Source organism: Sphingomonas sp. PvP055 (genome assembly GCF_040546365.1).
Lineage (GTDB): Bacteria > Pseudomonadota > Alphaproteobacteria > Sphingomonadales > Sphingomonadaceae > Sphingomonas > Sphingomonas echinoides_A.
This window is the reverse complement of sequence record NZ_JBEPNS010000001.1, coordinates 2,638,763-2,662,740: the sequence shown is the minus strand read 5'-3', so window position 1 is coordinate 2,662,740 and position 23,978 is coordinate 2,638,763. Positions and strand designations below refer to the sequence as shown.

Below are 23,978 nucleotides of genomic sequence, written 5' to 3'. Positions count from 1 at the left end.
GATGGCACCACCGCTTCGACCAGATCATAGAAGGGCGGAGGGTACCCACACCGGCGCTCTCCGTCGCGGCAAATTCAGCGGCGATTGCCCGGTGCCGGATAGGAAAGATACGCCAACCGCCGGACTTCGAGGCGTCCACGAACGACCGTATCGAGGATCAGTCCGGTGAAGACGTTGAGCGCGGCGAGCGTCACCAGTCCGGTGATCATGATGAACGTCGGGAAGCGCGGGACCAGGCCCGTGTTCGCATAGGTGATCGCCAGCGGCACCGACAGGATCGCCGCGAGCAGCAGGAATACCGCCCCGATCGCCCCGAAGAACAGTACCGGGCGTTCGATCCGGTACAGCGCAAGGATCGTGCGCAGGATGCGCCAGCCGTCGCGATAGGTCGACAGCTTCGAGGTCGAACCCTCGGGGCGCGCATAATAGGGCGTTTCGATCTCGGCGACGGGCATCTTGAGCTCGAGCGCGTGGACGCTGATCTCGGTCTCGATCTCGAACCCGGCCGACAGCGACGGGAAGCTCTTGGTGAAGCGGCGCGAGAAGACGCGATACCCGGACAGGATGTCGGTGAACGACCGACCGAACAGCTTGGCCAGCATCCCGGTCAGCAACGCATTGCCGAAGCGATGCCCGCGGCGGTACGATTCCTGGACTTCGCTGATGCGCGAACCGACGATCATGTCGAGCTGTTCCTCGACCAGACGCGCGATCAGCGCGGGGGCGGATGCGGCGTCATACGTCGCGTCGCCGTCGGCCATGATGTAGATGTCCGCGTCGATATCGGCGAACATCCGGCGGACGACCGCGCCCTTGCCCTGGATGCGTTCGCGGCGAACGATCGCGCCGGCGGCACGGGCCACTTCGACGGTACGATCCTTGCTGTTATTGTCGTAAACGTAGATTGTCGCGTCAGGCAACGCCGCGCGGAAGCCCGCGACGGTCTGCGCGATCGCGGCTTCTTCGTTGTAACATGGCAATAGCACGGCGATCGACGGCGCGGTCATTGATGATTCCCTCAACTCTGTCTGGATACCCCGCGTCAGGGTTTTCCGAGTCGGGCGATAGCTCGTGCCGCCGGATGTTACTACCTTTACGGTAACAAATTACGGCTGGCGCGGCGGAGACGCACGTATCCTTTTGGCACGGACGGGCTTCAGCGGCCTTTCGCGCCGATATCTTCGGCCAGTTCCTCGGAGCGCCGCTTGAGCTTGATTGCCTCGTCGATCAGCTCGGCGGCGTGGCTGGTGTCGCGTTCGCGAACCGCGAAGGTGACGCAATTCATCGCTTCCTTGTGCAATCGCGAGGCGCGGGACTGGGATCGGTCAGGTTTGGCGGGCATTGGTCTTCAAATACAAAAGGGGAGGCAATGCTTAAAAAAAGCGTCAGCCGGTCAATAGGTTCCAACTCAGCGGGTCGGATCGGGGGGGCGCTGTGACATGGCGCTCACGCCTGTGCCTGTGCAGCTTTATACCTTAACGCCTCAGGGGCATACCGTCGATTGCGCAACGGCGGAATGGCGCTACGGTCTCCGGCATGGCGGACCCTAACGATATCCCGACTGGTGCCTTCGGGCTGGCACCTTCCGGTGGCGACATTGAAGACGAGGCGCGTGTAGCGTTGAGACGAGACCGGCTGTTGGCGGCGTTGACGCTGACCGCAGGCGTTGGCCTGGCGATGGCGATGCCGTTCGCGCTCAAGGCCGGCGCGGAGTTCTTCCTGCCGACCACCACCGCGCTGGTGATCGCGGTGGCGCTGGTGCCCGTGCTGGAATGGCTCGAGCGGCGGCGGGTGCCGTCGGCACTGGCGGCGCTGACGTGCGTGTTGCTGTTCCTCGTCGCGGCGAACGTCGCGCTGGCGGCGATCGTCGTGCCCGCGACCGAATTCTTCCGCCGCCTGCCGGAGCGGATCGACCGGATTCAGATGAACATCGCGCCGCTGATCGACCTGTATTCGAGCCTCGAGAAATATCTCAATCGCACGGTACAGCATCTGGCGGCGTCGGGCCCGGTCAAATCTCCCCAGACCGCCGCCGTGTCCCCGCCGAGCTCGATCCTCGAGCTTGCCGCCACCTCCGCGCCGTCGGTGATCGTCCAGGTGTTCTTCGGGGTGCTGGTGGTGTTCTTCTTCCTCTCGGGCTGGACGCGGATGCGCAAGCGCACGATCACCAGCCGCGCAAGCTTCGGCGGCGCGATGGCGACCGCGCGGGTGATCCAGAGCGTGGTGGACGATACCTCGGCGTATCTCGGCACGATCACGATCATCAACTTCATGCTGGGCGTCGCGATTGCGGGCGTGTTGTACGTGATGGGGATGCCGTATCCGCTGATGTGGGGCGGGATCGTCGCGCTGCTCAACTACGTGCCGTATTTCGGGCCGATCGCGGCGGCGGGGTTGCTTGCGCTGGGCGGCTTGATGACGTTCCACGACATCTGGGTCGCGTTGCTGCCCGCGTTCATCATGATCGGCTTCCACGTCGTCGAGGCGAATGCGATCACGCCGCTGATCGTCGGGCATCGGCTGACGATCAACCCGATCCTGATTCTCGTCTCGATCAGTTTCTGGTCGTGGGTGTGGGGGACCGCGGGGACGCTGCTGGCGGTGCCGCTGCTGATTATCCTGCAGACCGTGGTGCGCGCGGCGGGCAAACCCGACATCGCCGGATTCTTGTTTGAACACGGCACGTTGACGCAACAGCGACGCGGAAGTTTCGCGCCATCGAGCGAGGAAGCAGAAACGGGTGTTGACAGGGTAGGGGGTGTCGCTTAACAGCCGCGCCTCACGCTTCTCAAGCGGGTGTAGCTCAGTTGGTTAGAGCGCCGGCCTGTCACGCCGGAGGTCGCGGGTTCGAGTCCCGTCACTCGCGCCATCCTTTCCCTGTTCGGGGATCGGTATGGTTGCGAAGCGCGTCATGATCCGGTTCATCGGGCCCTCGGGTTCGATCTGCGCGGGTGTAGCTCAGTTGGTTAGAGCGCCGGCCTGTCACGCCGGAGGTCGCGGGTTCGAGTCCCGTCACTCGCGCCATTCCTTCCACCCCAGCGGTGCGGGAATGGCGCTTCGAGGTCCGGCTCGGTCAGCCCCAGCGGCCCGTTTCCATCCAGACCAGCATCCGCCTGAGCGGCAGCACCCAGATCCACGCGATTCCGGCGACGAGATAATAGACCGCCTGCAATAGCGGGTGCCATCCGCCGACCACGGCGGACAGGCTTGCGGCGAGCACGCACCAGATCGTCACCGCAGCCAGGATGACGAGCATCCCGACGGGTTTGCGCCAGCTGGGGGTCATGGTTTGGAACTCATCGGCAAGGGGATCCACGCGGTTTCGGTGATGACGGCGTGGAGCGGCATGTCCCACGCATCGGTCGGCAGGGTTTCGACCTGCTGGACGCTCCACGCAACCCCGATCCGCTTGGCGTCGGGAAACTGCGCGAAGGCGCGATCGTAATAGCCCGCCCCCTGGCCGAGCCGATCGAGCTTGGCGTCGAACGCGAGCAAGGGGGTGAGGATGATGTCGGGCGCGAGGACTTGCGACTCACCGTGCGGCTGACGGAGACCTAAGGGGCCGCGATGGAGCGTCTCGTCGTCGTTCCAGCGCAGGAAGCGCATCGGCTGGTCTCGGCTGGTGACATGCGGCAGGGCGATCGCGCATCCCGCCGCTCGCGCCGCCTGGACGAGCGTAGCGGGGTCTGCCTCGCTGCCGACCGGGACATAGGCGCTGACGGTGAGGCCGGGCTTCAGCAGGGCGCGGAATGGCGCTGGCGCGGCGATGTCGGGTGCGCCTCCGGCAACGAAAGCGTCGCGGGCGGCGCGGATGCGAGCGCGCAGCACGGGTTTGTCGGTTGGGGGCATGGAGGGTTCGGTCATACGCGCCGCAATACGCCCAAGCGGTGCCGCGCGCACTGCCGCTTTACCGTCACCCGGCGAGGTGGTGTGCGTACCGCTCGCCGAGCGCGCCCGAGATGGCGCGGCGGGGCATGAAAGCGAAACGGAGGCGGGGTGGCGGGACCGCCGTGGCCGTGTGCCGGGTTATCCTCTGACGCACGGTACGTCAGGTGGGGATCATGTGCGTCGGGCCAGGGCCCGGGCAGGGACAACCCCCTTGGATGAAGAATAGCCTCAGGGATAATAAAGGCTCGTACCGGGCAGTGCCCGCCATGAATGGATATAGGCGCTTCCGCCTTATTGCTCAAGGCGGTCCGCGAGCAATTCGAGCTGCTCCGCGACCAGCCCCAACAGGACCACGTCGCTACTGATCACGGGCGCGACCGCGGGGCGGCGATTCGCTTCGTCGAGCGCGTCGGCGAGCATCAGCGCGATGAACAGCATGGTGCGTTCGCCGCTCAACCCGGCGGAGGCGCGCTCGGCCATTTCATATTTGTCCGCCAGCATCGCACCGAGGCGGCGAAGATGGTCTTCCTGTCCGTCCGGACAAGCGACGGTGTGGCGGCGCGTGCCGATCGTGAGCGTGATCTCGGCCATCAGGCGTCTCCCCCCTCGTCGACGTTGGTATCTGGATCTGTCTCGGTCTCGTCCGCGGTGGCGGCGTCCGCCGCCGCCAGGACCGTATCGAGCGTGGCGACCGTTTGGGTCATCCGGTCGCGCAGCGCATGATGCCGCTGCTCCATCCTGCTCAATGCGTCGGCGCGTTTCTGCGTCGCGATCTCGATCCGCGTAAGTGCGTCCTCGATCCGATCGACCATGATCTTCTGCGCGTCTTCGGGCGAAAGCGCAGCCGACGCCGTCGGCGCTGCCGAGGGCGCAGGGGGGGAAGCGGTACGATCGGACGCGACTGCTGGGGGTGCCTGGGTGGCGGTGGGGTCTGCCATCGTCGCGAGATAGCATGGCTCCGCCGCGCTACAAGGCGCATTTGTGACGGGATTGCGTCATGCCGGGCGGTTGACGCGCCCGCCCGCGCCCCGCAAAGACGCGCACGTCCCATAGGAGTCGGCGCAGCGGACATGCCGCGCCGCGCATGAGCTTGAGGAGCGCATTACGATGACGGTCAAGGTAGCGATCAACGGTTTCGGGCGTATCGGTCGCCTCGTCGCGCGCGCCATTCTCGAGCGTGCCGACAGCGGGCTCGAGCTCGTCACGATCAACGATCTCGCCGACGCCAAGTCGAACGCGTGGCTGTTCAGCCGCGATTCGGTCCATGGCCGCTATCCGGGTGAGGTCTCGGCCGAGGGCAACGACCTGGTCGTCGACGGCAAGCGCATCCGCGTCACCGCCGAGCGGGACCCCGCCAATCTGCCCCATGCCGAGCAAGGCATCGACATCGTGCTCGAATGCACCGGCTTCTTCACCGATCGCGAGAGCTGCCAGAAGCATCTCGACGCGGGCGCCAAGCGCGTGCTGATCTCGGCACCGGGCAAGGGCGTCGACCTGACGGTCGTCTACGGCGTCAACCACGACAAGCTCGAAGCCGGGCACACGATCGTCTCGAACGCATCGTGCACGACCAACTGCCTCGCGCCCGTTGCCAAAGTTCTGAACGACGCGATCGGGATCGAGCGCGGACTGATGACGACGGTCCATGCCTATACCAACGACCAGAAGATCCTCGACCAGATCCACCCCGATCTGCGGCGCGCGCGTGCCGCCGCGATGTCGATGATCCCGACCACCACCGGTGCCGCGCGTGCGGTCGGTGAAGTTTTGCCCGAACTCAAGGGCAAGCTCGACGGATCGGCGATCCGCGTGCCGGTTCCCGATGGCAGCCTGATCGACCTGACCTTCATGCCGTCGCGCGAGACGACCAAGGAAGAGGTCAACGCGATCCTCAAGGCGGCCTCCGAAAGCGGTCCGCTCAAGGGCGTGCTGGTGTTCTCGGACGAGCCGCTCGTTTCGATCGACATCGTCCATACGCCCGCCTCGTCGACGATCGACAGCCTGGAGACCGCGGTGATGGACGGCAAGCTCGTCCGCGTCGTCAGCTGGTACGACAATGAGTGGGGCTTCTCGAACCGCATGGTCGACACCGCGGGGGCGATGGGCAAGTTCCTCTGATGGGAACCCTGGCGGGGATCGCTCGCCACGGCCGGCCCAAGGGACCGATGGAGACGATCGACCACGTCGAGGTGACGTTGGACGGTGGTCTCCACGGCGACTTTCGCGGGACGGTCAAGCCCGGCGGGAAGGGGCGGCGTCAGGTGACGCTGCTCGAACGCGGCGACTGGGACGCCGCGATGGCCGAGGTCGGGCACAGCCTGCCGTGGCAGGAACGCCGCGCCAACCTGCTGGTCGACGGGCTCGACCTGCCGCAGGTTCCCGGCGCGCGCTTGCGCATTGGTGACACGGTCGAACTGATGATCACGCGCGAGACCGATCCGTGCGAGCGGATGGAAGCGCTCGCACCCGGTTTGCGCGCGGCGATGATGATCGACTGGCGCGGCGGCGTATGCTCGCGCGTCCTGGTCGGCGGGACGATCCGCGTCGGCGATCCGATTATACTTATCGAGGAGTGACGACATGACACGGGCCTTCAAGACGCTGGACGATATCGGCGATGTTCGGGGCAAGCGCGTGCTGGTGCGCGAGGATCTCAACGTGCCGATGCAGGACGGGGCGGTCAGCGACGACACGCGGCTGCGCTCCACGCTGCCGACCGTCACCGAACTGGCGGACAAGGGCGCGATCGTCCTGATCCTTGCGCATTTCGGGCGACCCAAGGGCAATCCTTCCGCCGAGCTGTCGCTCAAGCAGCTGGTCGAGCCTTATGCCAATGTGCTCGGGCGGCCGGTTACCTATGTCGACTGGGAAGGCGATGCGGCGGCGGTTGCAGCACTCGCGCCGGGTGATGTCGCGATCCTCGAGAATACGCGTTTCTTCAGTGGCGAAGAGAAGAACGATCCGGCCACGGTCGATCGGTTCGCATCGCTTGGCGATCTGTACGTCAACGACGCCTTCTCGGCCGCACACCGCGCCCACGCATCGACCGAGGGTCTGGCGCACAAGCTGCCCGCGTTTGCTGGGCGCGCGATGGAGGCTGAACTCGACGCGCTCGACAAGGCACTCGGCAATCCCGAGCATCCGGTTGCGGCGGTCGTCGGCGGGGCGAAGGTCTCGACTAAGCTCGACGTGCTCAAGCATCTCGTGACTAAGGTCGACCACCTCATCATCGGCGGCGGGATGGCGAACACCTTCCTCGCGGCGCGGGGCGTGAACGTCGGCAAGTCGCTGTGCGAGCATGAGCTGACCGGTACGGCGGACGAGATCTTCGCCGCGGCGGACGGTGCGAACTGCACGATCCATCTGCCGTATGACGTGGTGGTGGCGAAGGAATTCCGCGCCAACCCGCCGATCCGGACGGTCAACGTGCACGAGGTCGCGGCGGACGAGATGATCCTCGACGTCGGTCCGGCGGCGACCGAGGCGCTGGCCGACGTGCTCAAGAATTGTCGGACGCTGGTGTGGAACGGCCCGCTCGGCGCGTTCGAGACGCCGCCGTTCGACACCGCGACGGTCGCGCTGGCGAAGACTGCTGCGGCCTTGACCAAGAGCGGATCGCTCGTGTCGGTTGCGGGGGGCGGCGATACCGTCGCCGCGCTCAACCAGGCGGGCGTGGCGGAAGACTTCACCTTCGTCTCGACCGCGGGCGGCGCGTTTCTGGAATGGATGGAAGGCAAGGACCTTCCGGGCGTCGCGGCGCTAGCGCGCGGCTAAGCTTTCGGCATCTGTGAACGATTTCTTCTCTCCCGCGAAAGCGGGAGTTTTGCAAAACCGTCCGTCATCCTGAACTCGTTTCAGGATCCAGCCCTCCACAAGTCCTGACTAGGCCTGTCGCGCGGTGGATGCTGAAACGAGTTCAGCATGACGGAAGCCTTTGGGGCGCGGGGTGGCGATCAAACCTCGGATTGCCTCTATGCAGAGGTCTCGCATCGCAGGATCACGGCTACGTCAGGCGGGCTTCAGCCGCGCCTGGATCTCCTGAATCCGCGCGGCCTGCTTTTGCAACGCGGCCTGCGCCTTCTGCCGCAAGGTCGCGATCGCGGGATAGTCGGGCTTGCCCGCCGCTGCACGGGTCAGCGCCAACTCATCCAGATCGGTAATCGCGGACGACGTCGTCGCGCGGAGCCCGTCGAGCTGCCCTAGTGCCGTCTGCGCGGCGATCCAGCGGTCGCTGCCGACCGCATCCCCCTGCGCGGCCTTGGCGTTGCGGTCGGCGTCGTCGGCGGCGGCATCGAACGTCTTGGCGGCGGTATCGATCGCCTTCTCCAGATCGACCAGCGTCGCATCGGTCGCGGGCTCGGTCTCGACGATCATGACCGGCGCGACCGGCTCGGCATCGCTGCGCGATTCGATCGCTCGGGGCAGGAGCGAGGGGAATTCGGCGGACCGCGGTGTGGTGCACCCGCCCGTCACAAGGAGGAACGCCACGACGAGGCGGCTGGGATTTGCACGGTAGGTCATCTGCATTCGCTCTATGCCGATGGCTCCGCCCGCGCAACGTTCGAGGATCGGCACAAAAAATTGCCGCAACGCGGAAAAGGTCTTGCGCCCCCCGAACGGCCCGGCTAACAGCGCGTCTCCAGGCACCCATAGCTCAGCTGGATAGAGCATCAGACTACGAATCTGAGGGTCGGGCGTTCGAATCGCTCTGGGTGCACCATCTATTTCCGCGGGAGCGGGCAGGGGCCGGAACAGCAATGTTCCGGCCCTTTTTGCGTCTAGGCGCAAGGGTTTGCCGCGTTCCTGCGGAGGCAGGAACTCAGAGTGGCGTATGTCACCCGAGCGTTGTTCGGCTGGACCCTGGGCTCCTGCCTTCGCAGGAGCGCTGCAACGCTCAACAGCGCCGGAGACGGCCGCTTAGGCGCTCGCCTTGGCAACCTCGGCCAGCACGCGCTCGGCATATTCGGGGCGGCAGATCAGCACGTCGGGCAATAGCGGATCGCGGCAGTTATACACCAGGTCGCTGCCGTCGATGCGCGACGTGTGCAGTCCGGCGGCACGGGCGACCGCGACGGGAGCGCAATTGTCCCATTCATATTGTCCGCCCGCGTGGAGGTAGATTTCGGCGCGACCCTCGACCACCGCCATCGCCTTGGCGCCGGCGGACCCCATCGGGATCAGCTCCGCGCCGATCGCGGTGGCGACCGCGTTGACGATCGGATGCGCGCGGCTGCGGCTGACGACCATCCGCGGATGTGACGGGGCGGCGTCCCATTGCGGCGGTACGTCGTCCGACACGAAGACGCGTTCCGCCGCGGGCAAGGCGACTGCACCGACGGCGGGCACGCTGTCGATCGACAGGCCGATGTGCACCGCCCAATCGTCGCGCCGTTCGCGAAACTCGCGCGTGCCGTCGAGCGGATCGACGACCCATACGCGGCGTTGTGCGCAGCGCAGCCCGTCATCGGCGGATTCTTCGGACAGGATGAAGTCGTCGGGGCGCGCCGCGCGCAACAGATCGAGGATCAGCTCATTGGCTTCGGCATCCCCGCGCGGCCCCAAGTCCACGTCCGCGCACGCCCCCGCCTTGCACAGGTCGCGCAACAACACCGCTGCGGCGAGCGCGACGCTGCGCGCAACCTGCGCGTCGGTTTGATCGGTGGTGTTCAAAGATCGGGGCTCCACACACCGAGGATATGTTCGACGATTCGCTCGGCCGCAGCTTCTGGGCTCTCGCGGGTGGTGTCGATCCGGATATTGGGATGCTCCGGCGCTTCATACGGGCTGCTGATCCCGGTGAAGTTGGCGATCTCCCCGCTGCGCGCCTTGGCGTACAACCCTTTCACGTCGCGCGCTTCCGCTTCCGCCAGCGGCGTATCGACGAAGATTTCGACGAATTCGCCCGGGAGCATCGCGCGCACCATCTCGCGCTCGGCGCGGAACGGCGAGATGAACGCGGTCAGCACGATCAGCCCCGCATCGGTCATCAACCGCGCGACCTCGCCGATCCGGCGAATGTTCTCGACCCGGTCGGCGTCGGTGAAGCCGAGATCCTTGTTGAGCCCGTGGCGGACATTGTCGCCGTCGAGCAGGAAGCTGTGGCGACCGAGCGCGTAGAGCTTCTTCTCGACCAGATTGGCGATCGTCGACTTGCCCGAGCCCGACAGGCCGGTGAACCACAGCAGTCGCGGCGTCTGGCCCTTCTGCTGCGCGTGCGCTTCACGCGTGACGTCGATCGCCTGCCAGTGGACGTTCTGCGCGCGGCGCAGCGAGAAGCTCAGTAGCCCGGCGGCGACGGTCGCGTTGGTGGTGCGGTCGATCAGGATGAACCCGCCCAGGTCCGCGCCATCCTCGAACGGTTCGAACACCAGCGGGCGATCGGTATAGACCTCGGCGACACCGATATCGTTGAGGCCGAGCGTCTTGACCGAAAGTTCGGCCATCGTGTTGACGTCGATCGCGTGGCGCGGCTCCTGCACCGTCGCGCCGACGGTCTGCGTGCCGAGCTTGAGCCAGTAGCTGCGTCCCGGCAGCAGCGCGGTTTCGCCGAGCCATACGAGCGTCGCCTGGAACTGGTCGGCGACCTGCGGCGGCGCGTCTGCGGTGGCGAGAACGTCGCCGCGCGAACAGTCGATCTCGTCCGCGAGCGTCAGCGTGACCGACTGGCCTGCGACCGCCTCGGGCAGATCACCCCCCATCGTGACGATCCGCGCGACGCGCGAGGTGCGCCCGCTCGGCAGGACGCGGACGGGATCGCCGGGGCGGACGGTGCCGCTGGCGATCAGACCCGAGAAGCCGCGAAAGTCGAGGCTCGGGCGGTTGACCCATTGCACCGGCAAGCGGAACGCGCGCTGCTGCGCGGCATCGGTGCCGACGTCGACGGTTTCGAGATGGTCGATCAGCGTGGGGCCATCGTACCACGGCATCGCGGTCGATCCTGCCGCGATATTGTCGCCGCCGAGACCCGAGATCGGGATGGCAGTGAAATCCGCGATCCCGATCGAATCGGCGAACGTGCGATAGTCGGCGACGATCTGGTCGAACACGGCTTGATCGTAGCCGACCAGATCCATCTTGTTCACCGCGAGCACGACGTGGCGCAGCTTGAGCAGATGGACGAGGAAGCTGTGGCGGCGCGTCTGCGTCAATACGCCCTTGCGCGCGTCGATCAGGATGACGGCGGCGTCGGCGGTCGACGCGCCCGTCACCATGTTGCGGGTATATTGTTCGTGGCCGGGCGTATCCGCGACGATGAACTTGCGCCGCGCGGTCGAGAAGAAGCGATAGGCCACGTCGATCGTGATGCCCTGCTCGCGCTCGGCGGCGAGGCCGTCGACCAGCAACGCGAAATCGATGTTCTGCCCCTGCGTACCGACGCGCTTGCTGTCCGCCTCGAGCGCGGTGAGCTGGTCCGCGAAGATCGCGCGCGTGTCATAGAGCAGGCGGCCGATCAGCGTCGACTTGCCGTCGTCGACCGAACCGCAGGTGATGAAGCGCAGCAGCGACTTGCTCTGGTGCTGCGCGAGATAGGCGTGGATGTCCTCCGCGATGAGGGCGTCGGGCCGATACTCCCTCTCCCCATCGGGGAGCATCGGGTCGGTCATGCCCCCGGCATGACCTGAATGACGCGGGGCGTCATTCACCCGATGCTGGTAGGGGAGAGGGGCAGTATCGAGCGGTATCGCCTGCGGCAGCCCCTCTCCCCGGCCCTCTCCCCGGAGGGGAGAGGGAGAAGTCATGATCGTCCCCATCAGAAATACCCCTCCGCCTTCTTCTTTTCCATACTCGCGCTCTGGTCGTGGTCGATCGCGCGGCCCTGGCGTTCGCTCGTCGTGGTCAGGAGCATTTCCTGGATCACTTGCGTCAGGTCGGTCGCGTCGCTCTCGACCGCGCCGGTCAGCGGGTAGCAGCCGAGCGTGCGGAAGCGGATCGAGCGTTCGACCGGGACTTCGCCCGGCGCGAGCCGGAAGCGGTCGTCGTCGACCATCAGCAGCATCCCGTCGCGCTCGACCGTCGGGCGCGGGGCGGCGAGGTACAAGGGCACGATCTCGATCTGCTCGGCCAGAATATACTGCCAGATGTCGAGCTCGGTCCAGTTGGACAGCGGGAAGACGCGCATGCTCTCACCGCGTGCCTTGCGGGCATTGTAGAGCCGCCACAGTTCGGGGCGCTGCGCCTTCGGGTCCCAGCGTTGATGCGCGTTGCGGAAGCTGAAGATCCGCTCCTTCGCGCGGCTCTTTTCCTCGTCCCGGCGCGCGCCGCCGAACGCAGCGTCATAGCCGCCCGCGGTCAGCGCCTGTTTCAGCCCCTCGGTCTTCCACAGATCGGTGTGGAGGCTGCCGTGATCGAACGGGTTGATTCCCTGCGCCTCGGCGTCGGGGTTCTTGTGGACGATCAGCTCCATCCCCGCGTCGGCAGCGGCGCGATCGCGCAGCGCGTACATCGCGCGGAACTTCCACGTCGTGTCGACGTGGAGCAGCGGGAAGGGGGGCGTGCCGGGAAAGAACGCCTTTTTGGCGAGATGAAGCATCACCGCCGAATCCTTGCCGACCGAATAGAGCATCACCGGCCGTTCGGCCTCGGCGACGACTTCGCGCAGGATGTGGATGCTCTCGGCTTCGAGGCGCTGCAAGTGAGTGAGCGAAACGGTCATGGCTGGTCTGAATAAGGCACAATCGGCCCAAGGCGACGAACTTCTACTGTTGGGCGCAATAGTTCGCGTCGTCGCCAATCCCCGCCGGGGAGCGCCTGCCGCCAAGGTCAGCCGTGATCCCGCTCGACCGAGTCCAAAATCCGCGCGCCGGCCATGAACACTGCGATCGGGCAGACCGCGAACAGCAACCATCCGCCGAAGCCGGGATATTGTTCAAGATAGTGCGCGCCCCGCTCGACCGCGCCGACCGCCAAGGCGTAGATCACGCCAAAGGCTTCGAATTTGTTCTTGATGATGAACAGACTGGCGAATTTGGTCCACATGCGCCAACAGCCGCAACAACCGGGCCAACCCCGGATTGCCGCGGGTCCGGCTTAACCGGCGTGGTTAATCGTAAGTTAACGCGACAGGTGCCGCTTGGTCACCCCAGCTCGGTCAGCTCGAGCGCTTCGAGCAGCGCCGACCGGGCCGCGCGGATCGTATCGACCAATGCGAGATCCGGCCGTTCGCCGAGGATCTGCGCCGGTACGATCGTCTCCGGCCAGCTCTGCGCGATCACCCCGGCGATCCGGTCGAGCTTCGCCGCATCGACGAGGAAGCGCGGATCGACGGTCGCGGGATCGGCCACGACACGAAGCCGAAGACAGGCCGGGCCGCCGCCATTCGCCATCGACTGACGGACGTCTACCGTCCTGACGTCGCGGATCGGGCCGTTGCTCGCGGTCATCGCGGTCAGCCAGTCGGCGACCGCGGGGTCGGCGGTCGCTTCGGCGGGGACGATCAACGTGGTTCGTCCGTCCGGTGGCGTCACCAGCTGGGCGTTGAACAGATAGGACTTCACCGCCTGCGCGAGCGAAACCCGGTCGGCCGGGACCTCGACGATGTCGACCCACGGTGCCGCCGCCTGGATGGCGGCATAGGCAGCAGCGGGATCGGCGAATGCCTGTTCGTGGACGAACAGCACGCGCTCGTTCGCGACCGCCACGACATCGTTGTGGAACGCGCCAGCGGCGATCGCCGCCGGGGATTGCTCGACGAACACCGTCCGCGCCGGGTCGAGACCGTGCGCGCGGGCGATCGCCGCGCTCGCGTCGCGGGACTGGCGCGCGGGGAAGGCGCCGCCGGTCACGCCGTAGACGAAGACCTCGACCCCGGCTTCGTCGTGAGACGGCGCGAGGCGCATGTGGTTGGCCGCGCCTTCATCGCCGAACGGCGCGGGGACGGGCGGGTGATGCGCGAAATACGCGGGGTCCGCGAAGGCGAGCGCAAGCTGGCGCGCGGTATACGCCGCCTCGTGGCTGCGGTGCGGCATGGTGACGAGGTTTGCGGGCGTAAGGTGGCAGCGTCCGTCCGCGGCATCGGCGGCGGGGGACACCGTCGCGGCATTGGCCGCCCACATCGCCGACGCGGACATCGCCTGCGCGCGCAGCAGCGGCGGGGCGTCGGCATAGGTCGTCGCCAACGCCGCAAGCCAGCGATCGTCGGGCCGGTCGTGCGGCAGCAGGATCCCTTGCGGCAGCCCGAGCGCGAGACAGGCACGCATCTTGTCGATCCCCTCGAGCGCGGCGCGGCGCGGGTAGGAGGGGGTGCCGGCATTCTGCGTCGCGGCAAGGTTCCCGTGGCTCAGCCCCGCAAAATTATGGCTCGGGCCGACGATGCCGTCGAAGTTGATCTCGGTCGTCATCACACCCTCGCGACGTGGCAGACGGTGGCATCCTCGGCGATCTCGAGCGCGCGAGCGGATTTCGGCGAAATCACCACGCCGCCCGTGCACGACCGCACGTCGCCATAGACGCAACGGAAATCCGCAAGATGGCCGCTGGCGATCAACGACGCGTCGCCGCCGTCGAAATCGAGCGCGACGACGTTCGCGCTCTGCACGTCGCGGATCGTCCGGACGTCGTTCGTCCGCGCGATCATGGTCGGGCCGCCGTCGAAGATATCGACGTAATTCTCGAACGAAAATCCTTCGTTCTCCAGCATGCGCATCGCGGCGCGGCCTGAGGGATGCGGCAGGCCGATCACCGCGCGCGCGCTCTCCGGGAGCATCGCAGTATAGATCGGGTGTTTGGGGAACAGGTCGGCGATGAATTGGTGCCCCTGGACCGCGTTGAACTGGTCGGCGTCCTGGAAATTCATCCCGAAGAAGCGCCCGGCCAGCCCGTCCCAGAACGGCGAACCGCCCGCTTCGTCGATGATCCCGCGAAGTTCGGCAAGCACCCGGTCGGCGAACCGCGCGCGATGCTGCGCGATGAACAGATAGCGGCTGCGCGCGAGCAGCAGGCCGAGCCCGCCCGCACGTTCACCTGGATGGAGGAACAGCCCGCCGACTTCGCTGCACCCTTCGAGGTCGGTCGTCAGCCCGAGCATGTCGGCGCGGAAGGTCCGCCCGAGTTCCTTCGAATGCTGCGTCAGCGTGCCGAGCCGGTAGCTGTAGAACGGGTAGCTTTGCCCGACATGCGTAAAGATCTGGCACGTCCCGCGGACTTCGCCGGTATCGGTGTTCTCGAGTACCAGCACGAACAGATCATCGGCCTTGTCGTCCTCCGCGCGCGCGAAGGCGGCGGCGCTGCGTTCGAGTTTCGCGGCGAGCGCGGTCCGGTCGGGCGGCAGGTTGGTGAAGCCACCGCCGGTGAGCTTGGCCATTTCGTACAGCGGCTTGAGGTCGGCGTCGCACGCGGCGCGGATACGGTAGGTCACAACTGGCCCTTTTCGGCGATACGCAAGAGAGTGAGCGCGGACAGGGCCGCACGTTCCGGGAGGGAGTCGACGATCAGATATTCGTCGGGGGAATGGATCGCGCCGCCGCGCGCGCCCATCGTGTCGACCACGGGAACGCCGCACGCCGCGATCGTGTTGCCGTCGCACACCCCGCCGGTCGCGCGCCAGCCGATGTCGAGGCCGAGGTCGGCGCCGCACGTCTTGACCAGGTCGAACAGCTTGGCCGCGACGGGGTCGATCGGCTTGGGCGGGCGGTTGAAGCTGCCGTGCAGCACGATGGTCACGTCATGCTGCGCCGCGACCTCGGCGATCGTGGTGTCGAGCAACGCCTGCGCGCGGGCGATCGCGGCGGGGTCGGCGGGGCGGAAGTTGATGCGGAGGACGGCATGATCGGGGACGACGTTGTTGGGTCCACCGCCCTCGATCCGCGCCGGGTTGACCGCGAGGCCGTCGCCGCGCGCGGCGTGGAGGCGGACCGCGAGATCCGCGGCTGCGACGATCGCGTTGCGACCGTCCTCGGGGTTGCGCCCGGCGTGCGCGCTGCGCCCGGTGACGACTATCGAGAAGTTGCCCGTGCCCCCGCGTGCGCCCGCCAGCGTGCCGTCGGGGAGCGCGGGTTCGTATGTGAGCGCGGCGATCTTGCCCTGCGCCATCCGGCGGATCAGCGCGGAGGAGGAGAAGGAGCCGGTTTCCTCGTCGGAATTGATGACGACGTCATAGCCGATCCGGTCCGCCAGCGGGCTGGTTTCGACCGCGACCAGCGCGGCGAGCATCACCGCGAGCCCGCCCTTCATGTCCGCGACGCCGGGGCCGTTGAGCGTCCCGTCGTCGCGCATCGTCAGCGCCTGGAACGGGTGATCGATCGGATAGACCGTGTCCATATGGCCGGTCAGCAGCAGTTGCACCGGGGCTTCCGGGCGTACGCTGAGATGCAGGTGACGGCCATGATCGAGGACAGCAACGCTTCCGTCGGAGCCTACGCTCTCGGCGGTATCCCCTTCGATCAGCGCAACTTTTCCGGGAAGTGTGTCGAATGCCGTACGGAGCATGTCCGCAACCTCGGCCAATCCGCCAAGATTGCGCGTCCCCGAATTGACCGCCGACCATTGCTCGACCTGCTGCAGCATCGGCTGCGCCCGCGCGACCAAGATCGCCGCGGTTTCGTGTTCGTTCAATCCCCTCATCCAGGCAGCCTAGCGCTTCCTCTCGATCGGCTCCAGCCCGTTGCGAATGAAACCATCCACGGCTGCGGTGCGATGGCGGCTACGGCGTTCCTGCAGCAGCATGGCGTTTCAGCCCAGGTGCTTGGCGAACACGGCAAGGACTTCGCGGTACAGTGGCGCCTTGAACGGGACGATGATGTCGGGAAGGGTCGCGGGGTCGACCCACTGCCATTCCTTGAACTCCTCATGTTCGGTCGCAATATCGATGTCGCTGTCCAAACCCTTGAACCGGAACAGGAACCAGCGCTGCCGCTGACCCCGCCACTTGCCCTTCCACACGCGCCCGACGAGCTCCTCGGGCAGGTCGTAGAACAGTTCGTCGGGGGATATTGCGATCAGCTCGACCTTGTCGGCGGTGATCCCGGTTTCCTCGCGCAACTCGCGCAAAGCGGCGGTTTCGGCATCCTCGCCGTCGTCGATTCCGCCCTGGGGCATTTGCCACGCTTCGACTTGGGTATCGATTCGCTGGCCAACGAAGACTTTGCCGTCCGCGTTGAGGATCATCAGCCCGGCGCACGGGCGGTAGGGGAGCTTGGTCGGATCGCTCATGCCGCGGCCTGCGCCATCACGCGCTGCGCTTCCGCTTCAGCGATCATTGCCTTTGCAGCGGTCAGCGCGCCGGCGACGTCCCCGACCGACGACGGGATCGCCTTGCGCAGCGTGACGAAGCCATGAATGGTGCCGACGGCTTCCCGGAACACGACCGCAACGCCGGCCTCCGCCAGCGCAGCGGCATAGGCGCGGCCCTGGTCGCGGATCGGATCGAGGCTTGCCGTCACCACCACCGCGGGCGGCATCCCGGCGAGATCGCCGCGCAACGGCGACGCGCGAACATGCTCCGCCTCGGCTTGGTACGCGGCGTTGAACCAGTCCATCGTCGCGCGGGTCAGCAAATAACCTTCGGCGAACTGATCGTAGGACGGATAGGGCTTGGTCGTATCGGTCGCGGGATAGAAGGGCAGGTGCGCGATCACCGGGGCCGCGGCAGGCGCATCACGCAAGGCAGCCGCGACGACGATCGCGAGATTGCCACCCGCGCTGTCGCCGCACGGGACCAACGCGGTAACGCCGCGCCCGAGCTCGGCGGGCCCGCTGGCGGCCCAGCGCGCAGCCGCTTCGCAATCGTCCGGCGCGGCGGGCCAGGGGTCTTCGGGCGCGAGCCGATAATCGACCGCGAGCACGGGGAGATCGAGCGCGCGCGAAATCTCCGCGCAGAAGCTGGCGTGCGTCTCCAGATTGCCGATGACGAACCCGCCACCGTGATAGAAAAGCACGAGCGGCCCCGGCAGGCGATCTGCCTGAACGTCGAACAGCCGCGCGGGGATCGGTCCGGCGGGCCCGGGGATCGCGATGTCCTTGATCAGCCCCAGCGCGCCGACCGGTGGATCGGCGACGTCCTTCATTGCGGCATAAGCAGCGCGCGCGGCAGGGGGCTCCATCTCGTGCGTGCGGGGGCCAGGCAGATTGTTGAGAAACGCCAGAAAGCCCGCGACGTCCGGGCGGACGTAGGGGGAAGGGGGCGAGGTCGGGTTCTGGGTTGGCGTGCTGCTGTCGGCCATGCGGCGCTCTCCATTGGTCTCTGCCAGTCTCGTGCCTACCTAGGCACGATGATCCCGGTCGTCCATCACCCTGCCTATGTCGCTTCAGGACAGGCGAACAACCCCAGCCAGCTCAGCAAGAACGCGGCGATCCGCAACCGGCTGGAGGCGGAAGGCGCGGGCGTGGCGTGGCATGTGCCGGAGGCGATGCCGGTGCGCTGGCTCGAGGCGGTGCACGATGCGGAATATGTCGCCGAAGTGCTCAACGCCCGCGTGCCGCGCGAAAAGGAGCGCCGGATCGGCTTTGCGGTGACCGAGTCGGTGGCGGCGCGCGCAGCGGTGGTGCCGGGCGGGACCTGGCTCGCGGGCAAGCTCGCGCTGGAAACCGGGTTTGCGGCGAATACCGCGGGCGGGAGCCATCACGCCTTGGCGGCGACCGGGGCGGGCTATTGTGTCTTCAACGATCTCGCGATCGCCGCGGTCCGCCTGTCGGAGGAGGATGGACTGCGCGTGCTGGTGGTCGACTGCGACGTGCATCAGGGCGATGGCACCGCGGCGCTGACCGCGGGCTATCCGGGGATCGCGACCTATTCGATCCATGCCGAGAAGAATTTCCCGGCCCGCAAGGCGCGTTCCACCCTGGACGTCGCCTTGCCCGACGCGACCGACGATCCGCGCTATCTGGAGACGCTCGAAGCGACGCTGGTACCGCTGCTTGACGAGCTTCGCCCGCAGATCATCCTCTATCAGGCGGGGATCGACCCGCTCTTGAACGATCGGCTCGGGCGGTTGGCGTTGACCGACGCGGGGCTGGTCGCGCGCGAGACGTTGGTCGCGCGGCTGGCGATCGAACGGCAAATCCCACTGGCGAGCACGGTCGGTGGCGGCTACGGTGCCGACACGGTCGCGCTTGCCGAACGGCATGTCCGCGCGATCCTGACCTTGGGTGCCGCCTTCGCCGGTGCCGCCTGATCGGAAAGCAACAGTTGTCGCGCCCCTTACTGAAACTACCTTGGCCGTCCGCCGTTCGAGGCATAAGGGCATGACAACGATTACCCGTAGGACAAGACGCTGATGGCGACCGCCGCGCACGAAGTTACTCCCCAAGAAGCCTCCGCCCACCCCACCGCAGAGTCCGTCGTCGTCCGCTTCGCCGGCGACTCGGGCGATGGTATGCAGCTCACCGGGGGGCAGTTCACGCTGTCGACCGCGCTGTCGGGCAACGATCTGGCGACCTTCCCGGATTTCCCCGCCGAGATCCGCGCGCCGCAAGGCACGCTGTTCGGTGTGTCGGCGTTCCAGATCAACTTCGGCTCGACCGCAATCGAGACCGCGGGCGACGCGCCCGACGTGCTGATCGCGATGAACCCCGCCGCGCTCAAGGTGAACGCGCCCGCGCTCAAGCCGGGTGGCCTGATCATCGCGGATGAAGGCGAGTTCGGTGAGCGTAACCTTGCGAAGGCGAAATACGCCGCCAACCCGCTGACCGACGGCAGCCTCGCCAAGTGGCAGCTGCTGAGCTTCAACATCTCGCAGCTGACGCTGGACGCGGTGAAGCCGTTCGGGCTTGGCAACAAGGAAGCGCTGCGCTGCAAGAACATGTGGACTCTGGGGCTCGCGCTCTGGATGTTCGATCGTGACCGCGCGCCGATCGTCGACTGGCTCAAGACCAAGTTCGCCAAGGCGCCCGTCCTTGCCGAGGCGAACATCGCTGCGCTCAACGCGGGCCACGCTTATGGCGAGACCGCCGAACTCGCCGGCCCGATGAAGCAGCATCACATCGGCGTCGCGCCGACCGCGCCGGGGCTCTACCGCACCGTCACCGGTGCCGAGTCGATCTCGCTCGGTCTGGTTGCCGGCGTCCAGCTCGCCAACGTGCCGATGTTCTTTGGCGGCTATCCGATCACGCCCGCCTCGGCGATCCTGCACTTCCTGTCGCGGCTCAAGGAATATGGCGTCACCACCTTCCAGGCCGAGGACGAAATTGCCGCGATCGCATCTGCGATCGGCGCGTCGTTCGCGGGCCAGCTTGGCGTGACCTCATCGTCGGGTCCAGGGATCGCGCTCAAGGGCGAGGCGATGGGGCTGGCGATCATGACGGAGCTGCCGCTCGTCATCGTCAACTCGCAGCGCGGCGGGCCATCCACGGGCCTGCCGACCAAGACCGAGCAATCGGACCTGTATCAGGCAGTCTATGGCCGTAACGGCGATGCGCCGATGCCCGTCCTCGCCGCACGCTCGCCGTCGGACTGTTTCGACGTCGCGATCGAGGCGGTGCGGCTCGCGGTCCAGTACATGACTCCGGTGATGCTGCTGACTGACGGTTATATCGCCAATGCCGCCGAGCCGTGGCTCGTCCCCGACATGTCGAGCTACGCGCCGTTCCCGGTCGAATATCTCGAGGACGTCCCCGCCGAGGGCTTCCTGCCGTACGCGCGTGACGAGAATCTCAAGCGTCCGTGGGTCAAGCCCGGTACGCCCGGCCTGCTCCACCGCATCGGCGGGATCGAGAAGGCGATCGGCACCGGCAACATCGATTACGGCGCCGAGAACCACCAGAAGATGACCGAAATCCGCCGCGACAAGGTGGCGAACATCGCGGTTCCGGACCAGACCGTCGAACTCGGCGAGACTTCGGGCAAGCTCGCGATCGTCGGCTGGGGCTCGACCTTCGGGCCGATCCACCAGGCGGTTCGCCGTGCGCGCGCCAAGGGGCGTGACGTGGCGCACATCCACATCCGCCACATCTGGCCGATGCCGGCAAATCTCGGCGATTTGCTGCGGGGTTACGACACCATCCTCGTTCCGGAGATGAACACGGGGCAGCTCAAGACGGTGCTTCGCGACCAGTTCCTGGTCGACGCCAAGCCGCTCAACAAGGTGTCGGGCCAGCCGTTCCTCATCTCCGAGATCGAGGATGCGATCGATGGCCATCTGCCGGCCGAGGGCGACTTCGTGCCGCCGAGCGAAACTCAATTGCCCAGCCCGGAGGCTGTGAACCCATGAACGACATGACCCCCATCGTGAAGACCACGCCGAAGGATTGGGAAACCGACCAGGAAGTCCGCTGGTGCCCCGGCTGCGGCGACTATGCCGTGCTCAAGGCAGTGCAGCGCACCATGCCCGAAATCGGTGCGCGGCCGGAGAACACCGTGTTTGTCAGCGGCATCGGCTGCTCGTCGCGCTTCGTCTATTATATGGAAACCTACGGCTTCCACACGATCCACGGTCGCGCGCCGGCGGTGGCGACCGGCGTCAAGCTCGCCAACCCCGATCTCGACGTGTGGATCATCACCGGCGACGGTGATGCGCTGTCGATCGGCGGCAATCACACGATGCACCTGATCCGGCGCAATCTCGATTGCCAGGTGCTGTTGTTCAACAACGAGATCTACGGCCTGACCAAGGGGCAATATTCCCCGACGTCGCGCGTCGGCACGCGGACGCCGTCGACCCCGTTCGGGTCGGTCGACACCCCCGCCAACCCATGCGCGTTTGCGTTGGGCGCTGGCGGCCGGTTCATCGCGCGCGCGATCGACGTTCACAAGAACCTCGTCGGCGTCCTGAAGGCGGCGCATGCGCACAAGGGCACCGGCTTCGTCGAGATCTTCCAGAACTGCATCGTCTATAACGACGACGTCTTCGCGCCCTTCACCGAGAAGAAGAACGCGGCGGCGAACCAGATGTGGGTCGAGCATGGCAAGCCGTTGGTGTTCGAGAACGGCACCCGTGGGCTGGCGATGGACCTGGAGCGGTTGGTGCTCAAGGTCGTCGACGTCATCGACGGGGATTGGCAGGCGGCGGGCGTGATCGTGCACGATCAGACCAACCGGGGCCTTGCGCACATGCTGGTCGAGATGCCGTTCGGGACGTTCCCGATGGCGCTTGGCGTGCTGTTCGACGATCCCCGGCCGACGTTCGAGAGCGCTGTAGTGACGCAGAATGCCGAAGCGGCGAAGGGCAAGACGCCCGACCTGCAGAAGCTGCTGTCGCAGGGGCAGACGTGGCAAGTGGAGAAAGAGCCGCATTCGATGTGATCGTTCTGCCTTCAGAGGCAGAAGGGTTTGATCACGCAAAGGCGCGAAGACGCTAAAAGAGAAGAGGCGGTTGAGCGAAGCTCTGGAAACCCTGGCGCGGCATGCAGTGGACTGTGGGTTCAAGCTGCATGCGGCGCTTGGGCCTGGGTTGCTTGAGTCCGTTTATGAAGTCTGCCTGTTTGAAAGCCTCGCCAAGCGAGGCTTTTTTGTTGAGCGGCAGAAGCCAATCCCGATCCGGTTTGACGGACTGGTCATCACCGAGGGGTTCCGGGCCGATCTGCTGATCGAACGCCAACTGCTTCTGGAACTCAAATCCACCGAGAGCTTTGCGCCGGTGCATGCCAAGCAGGTGCTGACCTATTTGCGTCTGATGGACCTGCCGCTCGGCTTGCTGATGAATTTTGGTGCCAGCACCTTCAAAGAGGGCGTCCGGCGCGTTGTAAACAACTATGCCGGTTGATCCGGCGCCTTCGCGCCTTTGCGCCTTTGCGTGAGTAAAGCTTCTTGACCATCCCAACCCTCCTCTGGCTCCGCCGTGACCTCCGCCTGGCCGATCAGCCCGCGCTCCTTGCCGCGATCAACGAGGGCGCGGTGATTCCGGTGTACATCCTCGACGACGACACCCCCCAGAAATACGCAATGGGCGGCGCCTCGCGCTGGTGGCTGCACCATAGCCTCGAGAGCCTCGATGCTGACCTGCGCGAGAAGGGATCGCGTCTGATCCTTCGCCGCGGCTCTTGCGACACTGTGCTGAAGGATCTCGCCGAGGAAACCGGCGCGACGCAAGTTCACTGCATTCGGCATTTCGAACCGTGGTGGCGCAACGCCGAACGTGCGGTCGCCAAGCATCTGGACCTCGTCTGCCACGACGGTAATTACCTCGCGCCCCCGGGCTCGATCACGACCGGCAGCGGCGGGCAATATAAGATCTACACCCCGTTCTGGCGTGCATTGAAGCAGCACATGCCGCCCCCTGAACCGATCCACAAACCCGCCAAGATCCCGTCCCCGTCTAAGTGGCCAAAGAGCGACACGCTTGAGGACTGGAAGCTGTTGCCGATCAAACCCGACTGGTCGGCCGGTTTCTCCGACGACTGGACACCGGGTGAGGACGCTGCGCACCACCGGCTGTCGGCCTTCAAGAAGCAGGCAGACGACTATGACGACACGCGGAACTTCCCCTCGCAAGAGGGCAGTTCCCGCCTGTCGCCGCACCTGCATTTCGGCGAGCTGTCGGCGGCGCAGGTATGGCATGCCGTTGCCGACGTCGGCGGATCAGTCGATGTCTTCCTGAGCGAGATCGGCTGGCGCGACTATGCGCAAAACGTCATCCTGCAATATCCCGAATATGGCGCGAAGAACGCCCGCGAGAAGTATGACGCAATGCCGTGGCGTAGCGGCAAGCAGGCCGACGCCGATCTCAAGGCATGGCAGCAGGGCCGCACCGGTTATCCGATCGTCGACGCCGGGATGCGGCAGCTCTGGAAAACCGGCTGGATGCACAACCGCGTCCGGATGATCACCGCGAGCTTCCTGATCAAACATCTGCTGATCGACTGGCGCGAAGGCGAGCGATGGTTCTGGGATTGTCTGGTCGATGGCGATTACGGCTCGAATTCGGTCAACTGGCAGTGGACCGCGGGCACCGGAATCGATTCGAACATGTTCGTCCGCATTATGGCGCCGCTGGTCCAGTCGCCCAAGTTCGATGCGGGGGACTATATCCGCGAGTGGGTGCCCGAGCTCGCCGACGTGAAGGGCGATGCGATCCACGACCCCGAAGAGGCCGGCTGCCGTCCCAAGGATTATCCGGCCAAGATCATCGGCCACCGCGAGGCGCGCGAGCGCGCGTTGCAGGCGGCGAAACAGGTGCGCTGAGCGGCTTGGCAACCACGCCCCGGAATGCGAGGGGGGCGCG

Annotated in this window: 25 protein-coding genes and 3 tRNA genes; 12 read left to right on the top strand and 16 right to left on the bottom strand. The window is 66.1% G+C overall.

The window, feature by feature from the left end; genetic code table 11:
• Window positions 1-74: 74 nt before the first annotated feature.
• Together ABIC16_RS12600 and ABIC16_RS12595 are read right to left on the bottom strand one after the other, a co-directional pair.
• Entirely contained in the window at window positions 75-1,007 is a 933-nt protein-coding gene (locus ABIC16_RS12600; protein ID WP_277968178.1) for a glycosyltransferase family 2 protein, read from the bottom strand.
• A gap of 149 nt (window positions 1,008-1,156) precedes the next feature.
• Complete coding sequence (locus ABIC16_RS12595) at window positions 1,157-1,342, bottom strand: hypothetical protein (protein ID WP_277968179.1); 186 nt, start codon at window positions 1,340-1,342, stop codon at window positions 1,157-1,159.
• A 194-nt stretch (window positions 1,343-1,536) separates the two neighbouring features.
• Between ABIC16_RS12595 and ABIC16_RS12590 the strand changes: the two genes are divergently transcribed.
• From ABIC16_RS12590 to ABIC16_RS12580, 3 genes are all read left to right on the top strand, one after another.
• Window positions 1,537-2,769, top strand: a complete 1,233-nt coding sequence (locus tag ABIC16_RS12590; RefSeq protein WP_277968180.1) for an AI-2E family transporter — start codon at window positions 1,537-1,539, stop codon at window positions 2,767-2,769.
• Between the two features lie 23 nt (window positions 2,770-2,792).
• Window positions 2,793-2,869: transfer RNA gene (locus ABIC16_RS12585), tRNA-Asp, on the top strand.
• A gap of 78 nt (window positions 2,870-2,947) precedes the next feature.
• Window positions 2,948-3,024, top strand: a tRNA-Asp gene (locus ABIC16_RS12580).
• Between the two features lie 49 nt (window positions 3,025-3,073).
• Here the strand turns inward: ABIC16_RS12580 and ABIC16_RS12575 are convergent.
• The 4 genes from ABIC16_RS12575 to ABIC16_RS12560 form a co-directional block, all read right to left on the bottom strand.
• A complete protein-coding gene (locus ABIC16_RS12575) occupies window positions 3,074-3,286 on the bottom strand; it encodes a DUF2842 domain-containing protein (RefSeq protein WP_131528558.1) in 213 nt (70 codons plus the stop codon).
• A complete protein-coding gene (locus ABIC16_RS12570) occupies window positions 3,283-3,864 on the bottom strand; it encodes a 5-formyltetrahydrofolate cyclo-ligase (protein ID WP_354291363.1) in 582 nt (193 codons plus the stop codon). Before ABIC16_RS12570 ends, ABIC16_RS12575 begins: the two co-directional genes overlap by 4 nt.
• Window positions 3,865-4,179: 315 nt before the next feature.
• On the bottom strand, window positions 4,180-4,479 hold the full coding sequence (locus tag ABIC16_RS12565; protein WP_277968183.1) for a cell division protein ZapA: 300 nt from the start codon (window positions 4,477-4,479) through the stop codon (window positions 4,180-4,182).
• The gene (locus ABIC16_RS12560; protein WP_354291362.1) at window positions 4,479-4,826 is read right to left on the bottom strand and encodes a hypothetical protein; all 348 of its coding nucleotides are present in this window, start codon (window positions 4,824-4,826) and stop codon (window positions 4,479-4,481) included. Before ABIC16_RS12560 ends, ABIC16_RS12565 begins: the two co-directional genes overlap by 1 nt.
• A 169-nt stretch (window positions 4,827-4,995) precedes the next feature.
• On the opposite strand from ABIC16_RS12560, the gene gap reads away from it, so the two are divergent.
• Genes gap through ABIC16_RS12545 form a run of 3 tightly spaced genes read left to right on the top strand, consistent with a single transcriptional unit; the run spans window position 4,996 to window position 7,662 of the window.
• Window positions 4,996-6,006 (top strand): type I glyceraldehyde-3-phosphate dehydrogenase, encoded by a 1,011-nt coding sequence (gene gap, locus ABIC16_RS12555; protein ID WP_354291361.1) that lies wholly within the window; start codon window positions 4,996-4,998, stop codon window positions 6,004-6,006.
• Window positions 6,006-6,464, top strand: coding sequence for an MOSC domain-containing protein (locus ABIC16_RS12550; RefSeq protein WP_354291360.1), 459 nt, complete (start codon window positions 6,006-6,008; stop codon window positions 6,462-6,464). Before gap ends, ABIC16_RS12550 begins: the two co-directional genes overlap by 1 nt.
• Before the next feature lie 4 nt (window positions 6,465-6,468).
• Entirely contained in the window at window positions 6,469-7,662 is a 1,194-nt protein-coding gene (locus tag ABIC16_RS12545; protein ID WP_354291359.1) for a phosphoglycerate kinase, read from the top strand.
• Window positions 7,663-7,896: 234 nt separating this feature from the next.
• On the opposite strand, the gene ABIC16_RS12540 is transcribed toward ABIC16_RS12545, so the two are convergent.
• Entirely contained in the window at window positions 7,897-8,409 is a 513-nt protein-coding gene (locus ABIC16_RS12540) for a hypothetical protein (protein ID WP_277968188.1), read from the bottom strand.
• Window positions 8,410-8,531: 122 nt separating this feature from the next.
• Between ABIC16_RS12540 and ABIC16_RS12535 the strand changes: the two genes are divergently transcribed.
• Window positions 8,532-8,608 (top strand) — tRNA-Arg (locus tag ABIC16_RS12535).
• A gap of 197 nt (window positions 8,609-8,805) precedes the next feature.
• On the opposite strand, the gene ABIC16_RS12530 is transcribed toward ABIC16_RS12535, so the two are convergent.
• The 9 genes from ABIC16_RS12530 to ABIC16_RS12490 form a co-directional block, all read right to left on the bottom strand.
• Window positions 8,806-9,558, bottom strand: coding sequence for a 3'(2'),5'-bisphosphate nucleotidase CysQ (locus ABIC16_RS12530; protein ID WP_354291358.1), 753 nt, complete (start codon window positions 9,556-9,558; stop codon window positions 8,806-8,808).
• Window positions 9,555-11,492: a sulfate adenylyltransferase subunit CysN gene (cysN, locus tag ABIC16_RS12525; RefSeq protein WP_354291357.1), complete on the bottom strand. Its 1,938-nt coding sequence runs from the start codon at window positions 11,490-11,492 to the stop codon at window positions 9,555-9,557. Before cysN ends, ABIC16_RS12530 begins: the two co-directional genes overlap by 4 nt.
• A gap of 146 nt (window positions 11,493-11,638) precedes the next feature.
• The gene (cysD, locus tag ABIC16_RS12520) at window positions 11,639-12,541 is read right to left on the bottom strand and encodes a sulfate adenylyltransferase subunit CysD (RefSeq protein WP_354291356.1); all 903 of its coding nucleotides are present in this window, start codon (window positions 12,539-12,541) and stop codon (window positions 11,639-11,641) included.
• Between the two features lie 107 nt (window positions 12,542-12,648).
• The gene (locus ABIC16_RS12515) at window positions 12,649-12,864 is read right to left on the bottom strand and encodes a hypothetical protein (RefSeq protein ID WP_277968215.1); all 216 of its coding nucleotides are present in this window, start codon (window positions 12,862-12,864) and stop codon (window positions 12,649-12,651) included.
• Between the two features lie 98 nt (window positions 12,865-12,962).
• Window positions 12,963-14,225 carry an N-succinylarginine dihydrolase gene (locus ABIC16_RS12510; RefSeq protein ID WP_354291355.1) on the bottom strand — a complete coding sequence of 421 codons (1,263 nt, stop codon included), beginning with the start codon at window positions 14,223-14,225 and terminating at the stop codon, window positions 12,963-12,965.
• Window positions 14,225-15,241, bottom strand: coding sequence for an arginine N-succinyltransferase (locus ABIC16_RS12505; protein WP_354291354.1), 1,017 nt, complete (start codon window positions 15,239-15,241; stop codon window positions 14,225-14,227). Before ABIC16_RS12505 ends, ABIC16_RS12510 begins: the two co-directional genes overlap by 1 nt.
• Window positions 15,238-16,446 carry a hydrolase gene (locus ABIC16_RS12500; protein WP_354291353.1) on the bottom strand — a complete coding sequence of 403 codons (1,209 nt, stop codon included), beginning with the start codon at window positions 16,444-16,446 and terminating at the stop codon, window positions 15,238-15,240. The genes ABIC16_RS12505 and ABIC16_RS12500 overlap by 4 nt, the downstream gene beginning before the upstream one ends.
• Window positions 16,447-16,554: 108 nt before the next feature.
• Window positions 16,555-17,034: an RNA pyrophosphohydrolase gene (locus ABIC16_RS12495; protein ID WP_354291352.1), complete on the bottom strand. Its 480-nt coding sequence runs from the start codon at window positions 17,032-17,034 to the stop codon at window positions 16,555-16,557.
• Window positions 17,031-18,044, bottom strand: a complete 1,014-nt coding sequence (locus ABIC16_RS12490) for an alpha/beta hydrolase (protein WP_354291351.1) — start codon at window positions 18,042-18,044, stop codon at window positions 17,031-17,033. Before ABIC16_RS12490 ends, ABIC16_RS12495 begins: the two co-directional genes overlap by 4 nt.
• Window positions 18,045-18,092: 48 nt before the next feature.
• On the opposite strand from ABIC16_RS12490, the gene ABIC16_RS12485 reads away from it, so the two are divergent.
• The 5 genes from ABIC16_RS12485 (at window position 18,093) to ABIC16_RS12465 (ending at window position 23,938) form a co-directional block, all read left to right on the top strand.
• Window positions 18,093-18,995, top strand: a complete 903-nt coding sequence (locus ABIC16_RS12485) for a histone deacetylase family protein (RefSeq protein WP_277968221.1) — start codon at window positions 18,093-18,095, stop codon at window positions 18,993-18,995.
• 102 nt (window positions 18,996-19,097) lie between these two features.
• Window positions 19,098-21,029, top strand: a complete 1,932-nt coding sequence (locus ABIC16_RS12480) for a 2-oxoacid:acceptor oxidoreductase subunit alpha (RefSeq protein ID WP_354291350.1) — start codon at window positions 19,098-19,100, stop codon at window positions 21,027-21,029.
• Window positions 21,026-22,060, top strand: a complete 1,035-nt coding sequence (locus ABIC16_RS12475) for a 2-oxoacid:ferredoxin oxidoreductase subunit beta (protein WP_277968223.1) — start codon at window positions 21,026-21,028, stop codon at window positions 22,058-22,060. The genes ABIC16_RS12480 and ABIC16_RS12475 overlap by 4 nt, the downstream gene beginning before the upstream one ends.
• 70 nt (window positions 22,061-22,130) lie before the next feature.
• On the top strand, window positions 22,131-22,520 hold the full coding sequence (locus ABIC16_RS12470; protein WP_354291349.1) for a GxxExxY protein: 390 nt from the start codon (window positions 22,131-22,133) through the stop codon (window positions 22,518-22,520).
• A gap of 44 nt (window positions 22,521-22,564) precedes the next feature.
• Window positions 22,565-23,938: a cryptochrome/photolyase family protein gene (locus ABIC16_RS12465; RefSeq protein WP_354291348.1), complete on the top strand. Its 1,374-nt coding sequence runs from the start codon at window positions 22,565-22,567 to the stop codon at window positions 23,936-23,938.
• Window positions 23,939-23,978: the final 40 nt, after the last annotated feature.